Origin of the sequence: Aeromonas sp. A35_P (genome assembly GCF_002259925.1) — a bacterium.
Lineage (GTDB): Bacteria > Pseudomonadota > Gammaproteobacteria > Enterobacterales > Aeromonadaceae > Aeromonas > Aeromonas dhakensis.
This window is the reverse complement of sequence record NZ_NEVB01000120.1, coordinates 1-5,359: the sequence shown is the minus strand read 5'-3', so window position 1 is coordinate 5,359 and position 5,359 is coordinate 1. Positions and strand designations below refer to the sequence as shown.

The following is a 5,359-nucleotide window of genomic DNA, read 5'->3' as shown; positions in this document are numbered from 1 at the left end:
ACATCTGGTGATGGCAGTGATTGCATTGCAGCACGCGTGGCCGACTTTTCAGGTGACAACAGGTCTTGTTGGCACATTCAGGGCAGACAAAGCCGTGAGGAAAACGCCAAGTGAACAACGCGTTTTCGCACTGAGCTTCAGTGCCATAGTCCTTGAGAAGCTCAAACAGGCTGTAGCCTTTCTGGAATTGGACTTTGCTTTTGGCCATGATCTCGCTCCTCGATAACTGTGCATAAGATCAGTATAGTTCGGGGTGACTGCTAATCATGGGTAATCAGGTATTCATATGCTCAATCGTGCGCATCACGCCCATGGCGTGCCGTCGCCGTTTCCCCTTGCTGCGAGACCGATGAAGGGCAGCAGCGGTGACCCATAATAATGTTCAGGTTCGAGAATTGGGAAATTACATGAGAGTCGTGTGGAGTTTGCTCTATTTCTTCAGTGTATTGGCCTTGGCTGGCCCGGTGCTGGTCAAGGAGCAGAAAAAAGTGGCCGATCCCTTGATCGTGCCCTATCAGCAATATCGGCTCGACAATGGCCTGACGGTGATCCTGACCCAGGATCACTCCGATCCCCTGGTGCACGTGGCGGTCCACTACCGGGTGGGGCTGGAAGAAGAGGCGCCGGGCCAATCCGGATTGGCTCACCTGTTCGAGCACATGATGTTTCAGGGGTCGGCTCACGTGGGAGAGGAGGGGCATAACCGCCTGCTGCAGCAGATGGGGTCGAAGGATGTGAACGGCTGGACCCAGGAGGATCAGACCCGCTATTTCCAGACGTTGCCGGCCAATGAGCTTGAGAAGGTGCTCTGGCTGGAGGCCGATCGCATGGGCTTTCTGCTCGATACCCTCTATCAGCAGAAACTGGATGTGCAGCGCGACATCATCAAGAACGAGCGCGCCAACCTGATTGAAGATCAACCCTATGGTCTCTTCTATGAGGTGCTTAATCGCACGCTGTACCCGCCCAACCACCCCTACTTCAACACGCCGTTTGGCCGGGCGGCGGATCTGGATCGCCTCACCCTGGAGGACGTGCGCCAATTCTTTCTGCGCTGGTATGGGCCCAACAACGCCACTCTGGTGATCGGTGGCGACATCCAGTCGGCCCAGACACTGGCCTGGGTCGAGCGCTATTTCGGGGCCTTGCCCGCCGCACCGGCCCAGACTCGGCCGGTGGTGCGTCCGGTGACGCTGAAAAAGAGCCGTTATCGCACCCTGACCGATCGGGTGGCCGAACCCATGCTGGTGCTGGCCTATCCGACCGTCTCTGCCAATGATCCCGGGGTCGAGGCCCTCGATCTGCTGGCGGATCAGCTGGGGGGCTCGGCCAGTGGCCTGCTACAGCGAGAGCTGCAGCAAAGCGGCAGACTGGTCTCCGTCTTTGCCAGCCATGAATGCAATGTGCTGGCATGCAAGTTGATGATCCAGGCCATCCCCAATCTGGCCAGGGGGGCCGAGCTTGGCGTCGTCAAGGCGGAGATCGACCGGGTCATCGGCCAGCTCGCCAGCGACGGGGTCTCCCGCGAGCAGCTGGCGCACTCGGTCAATGCCCTGCGTGCCAAACGGATTTGGCCGTTGGACAGCGTGGCCGGCAAGGCGGAGCTGCTGGGCACAGGGTATACCCTGTATCAGGATCCCAACTTCCAGTATCGCAACCTCAAACGCCTTGCCCGGGTGACGCCGGCCGATCTGCAGCGGGCACTGACGCGCTATGTGTTGAACAAGCCCAGGGTGGTGCTGAGCGTGGTGCCGGCCGACCATCCCGAATGGCAGGCTGGCAACCCCAACTTCGTCGAGCCGCCCCCCTTGCCGCTGGCCCGGCCGACGCCGGCCCTGGCACCCAGACCCATCAAGGAGACCCTGGATCGGCGCCAGGAGCCGGCCAGCGGCGGTGCCTTGCCGGTGCCCATGCCGACCCTGTGGCATGCGAAGCTGGGTGAGCGGGTCTCTCTGCTCGGTCACTACAACGACGAGGTACCGGCCTTTGCCATGAGCATCAACTGGCCGGGAGGGGAGCGGGCCGAGCCGGAGGGCAAGGGCGGGGTTGCCACCCTGACCGACATCATGCTCTCCCTTGGCAGCGAACGGCTGCAGGAGGCGAGCATCGAGGAGCGGGCACGCCAGCTGGGGGCCACCATCAGATTCGAACATGGTGAGGAGCACAGCTCCATCGAGGTTCAGGGGCTCACCTCCCATTTCGAGGCGGTGCTGGCCCTGGTACGGGAGTTGGTGCTGCAGCCCGCCATGGCGGAAGATGCCTTCGGCGAGCAGTACCTGACCCGGCTGATGAATGTCTCTCTGGCCGAGCGGCTGAACATCCGGCTGCGCGAGGAGCTGGGTTACACCTACTTTATCGGCTCCACCTTCGAGGGCAATGCCGATGCGGGTTATTTCCTGCTGCAAAGCAGCGTGCGCAACGGGGTAACCGGGGCAGCCCTGCGGCAGATCCTGCAGGAGCTCGACAAGTATCAACGGTTGGGGCCGACCCGACTGGAGGTGCGCACCCTGCGGGATCGGGTGCTCAATGGCCAGGCGCTGGATTACGAGACGCTGCCGCAGGAGGTGGCCTACATGCAACCCATTCTGCTCAAAGGGTGGCCGCAGGATTATGTGGAGCAGCAGGTGCAGAAGGTGAGCCAGCTCTCCCCCTTTACCCTGCGTGAGCTGGCCCGCCGCTGGCTCGATCCCGACGACATGGTGATCCTGGTGGTGGGGGATGCCAAGGTGCTGGCCCCCGAGCTGGCTGCACTGGGCTGGCCGGTGCAGCGCCTCTCTGCCACGCCTTAAGCGGGTTTGCCCCTATTGGGCAACGGCCGCAAGCAAAACAGCCCGCCCCCTAGCAGGGGGCGGGCTGTTTTTTGCGCTCAAAAAGGTGAACGGTCAGATCAGGGCCAGGGCGGCGGCCAGATCGGCGATCAGGTCGTCGGCATCTTCCACCCCGATACTGAAGCGGATGAGATCGTCATTGACCCCGGCGGCGAGGCGGCTCGCCTCGTCCATGGCGGCGTGAGTGGTGCTGGCCGGATGGCAGGCCAGGCTCTCGAGATCCCCCAGGCTCACCGCCTGCACGAACAGCTGCAGGTTGTCGAGCAGGGTGGCGCAGCGCTCAAATCCACCTTCCAGTTCGATGCTCACCATGCCGCCAAAACCGCTGGCGAAGGCGCCGAGGGCATCGTGGCCAGGATGGTTGGCAAGACCCGGGTAGATCACCTTCTTCACCGCCGGATGGGCGGCCAGGAAGTCAGCCACCTGCTGGGCATTGTGCAGGTGGGCATCCATGCGCAGGGGCAGGGTCTTGACCCCGCGCTGCAGCAGGTAGGCCTCCTGCGGGCCAATGGGGGAGCCGATGTGCTTGAGGGCCACGGTACGGATCGACTTCATCAGCGCATGTGAGCCTGCCACCACCCCGGCGATGATGTCGCCGTGACCGCCCAGGTACTTGGTGCCGCTGTGCATCACGATGTCGACACCGAGCTCGAGCGGGCGCAGCAGGTAGGGGGTGAGGAAGGTGTTGTCACACACAGTGATGGCGCCCACCTTGCGGGCCGCCTCCACCACCACCCGCGGATCCACCACCTTGAGGGTGGGGTTGGTCAGGGTTTCGAACAGTACCACCTTGGTGGCCGGGCGGATATTGGCCAGCAGATCCTGATCGCTCTCGTAGGCGGTGACCTTGATGCCGGCACGGCTGAAGGTCTGCTTGAGAAACGCATCGGTGCCGCCATAGAGCGGGCCGATATAGGCCACTTCATCGCCGCTGTCGGCCAGGGCATACATGATGGCGCTCACCGCCGCCATGCCGCTCGCCACCACCAGCGCCTCGTCGGCGCCTTCCAGTGCTGCCAGCTTCTGTTCCAGCTCGGCGGTGGTGGGGTTGCCAAAGCGGCTGTAGATGAAGCCGGGGGCCTGACCTGCGAAGCGCTCCTTGCCCGCCTGGGCGTTGAAGTAGCTGAAGGTGCTGCTCTGGTAGAGCGGGGTAGTGAGGGCGCCGGTCTGGGGATCGATCCGCTGGCCGCTGTGCACGCTCATGGTCTTGAATTTCATCGTGTTACTCCGTCATTGCCAGGCTGTGGCCCAACTGTTTGTGTCATCTGCTTGTGTCGTTTGAAGGGGGCGCCGCGGCGCCCCCCGTCTATTAGGTATGGCAGCGTCAGGCGAGTTGTGGCTCGCGCCGTTCGCGCTTTGTAGTTTGCCCGTTTGTCATCTGCGGGTTGGCCGAATCTGGAGTGACCCCATAGTGGCGGGCCGCCACATCCGGGTGGGAGCGCAGCCTCCCTTTGAGTACGTTCTCCCCCACCTGATAAAAGAGCGGGTTGGTCGGGTCGCTCTCCGGCCCCTGTGCCTGGGCTGCCAGCGCGGGGGAGAGGGTGAGCAGCGGCACGGTGGCGTCCAGCCGCGCCGCCATGAAGAAGGCGCAGGAGAGGCGCGATACCCCGGGCGGCGGGCTCTGCACCCGGTGCAGGGTGGCCTTGAGGTAGCCGTTGGAGGCGAGCTCCAGCAGCTCGCCGATATTGACCACCAGGGCGCCCGGCAGGGGCGGCGCCGAGATCCAGCCATTCGCTGTCTCCACCTCGAGCCCGGAGTGATGATCCTGCATCACCAGGGTCAGGTAGCCGGGATCCTTGTGGGCGCCTACCCCCTGACCGTTGCCACCCTCGGCTTGCCCCGGGTAGTGAATGAGCTTCATGTGCTGATAGGGGGCGCCGCGAATGCTGTCGTCAAACACCCCGGGTGGCTGCTCCAGCACCTCGGCGAAGGCGGCCAGCAGGGTGAGGCTGATGGCGCTCAACCTCTCCTGCCACGCCAGCAGCTGCGCCTGCATGTCGGGCAGGGCGGCGGGCCACTGGTTGGGGCCGATCAGCCGCTGCCAGGGGTGCTGCAGGCTGGTGGCCTCGAGGGCGGCCTCTTCATGCATGATGTCGAACTGCTCGCGCAGATCCGGCCGCGCCCGGGTGAGCTCGGCCCCCACCTGGTTGTAGCCGCGAAAGTGGGGGGAGTGCACCATCTGCACCGCCAGCTTCTCCTGCTGCGGCAGGGCGAAGAAGCGGGCCGCCAGCGCCAGGGTTTCCTGCTGCTCTTGCTCGCTCAGGCCATGGCCGACCAGATAGAAAAAGCCCACCTCGCGGGCCGCCCGGCCAAGGGTGGCCAGCATCTGGCGACGGGTCTCGGGGGCGCCATCGAGGGCGGCGAGATCGATGATCGGCAGTGGTGAATGTTCCATGTGCACCTCCTCACTGGCCAGGGGCGGGAGGTTACCCGCGCACCTGACATGAAAACGACGACGCCCTGACCGATAAACCGGCCGCGGCCCTGTTGCCAGGAATGGCGTCATTTGGACTGAGGGAGATGCTACTGTT

The 5,359-nt window shown here is 63.8% G+C and carries 4 protein-coding genes; 1 reads left to right on the top strand and 3 read right to left on the bottom strand.

The window, feature by feature from the left end; genetic code table 11:
* On the bottom strand, positions 1–208 hold a 208-nt coding region (locus CAK78_RS08740), incomplete at its 3' end, for a transposase (RefSeq protein WP_141214138.1).
* Between the two features lie 199 nt (positions 209–407).
* Between CAK78_RS08740 and CAK78_RS08735 the strand changes: the two genes are divergently transcribed.
* A complete protein-coding gene (locus CAK78_RS08735; protein ID WP_094697031.1) occupies positions 408–2,789 on the top strand; it encodes a M16 family metallopeptidase in 2,382 nt (793 codons plus the stop codon).
* Positions 2,790–2,882: 93 nt separating this feature from the next.
* On the opposite strand, the gene CAK78_RS08730 is transcribed toward CAK78_RS08735, so the two are convergent.
* Complete coding sequence (locus CAK78_RS08730) at positions 2,883–4,046, bottom strand: trans-sulfuration enzyme family protein (protein ID WP_094697030.1); 1,164 nt, start codon at positions 4,044–4,046, stop codon at positions 2,883–2,885.
* 106 nt (positions 4,047–4,152) lie between these two features.
* On the bottom strand, positions 4,153–5,223 hold the full coding sequence (locus CAK78_RS08725) for an isopenicillin N synthase family dioxygenase (RefSeq protein WP_094697029.1): 1,071 nt from the start codon (positions 5,221–5,223) through the stop codon (positions 4,153–4,155).
* Positions 5,224–5,359 lie beyond the last annotated feature (136 nt).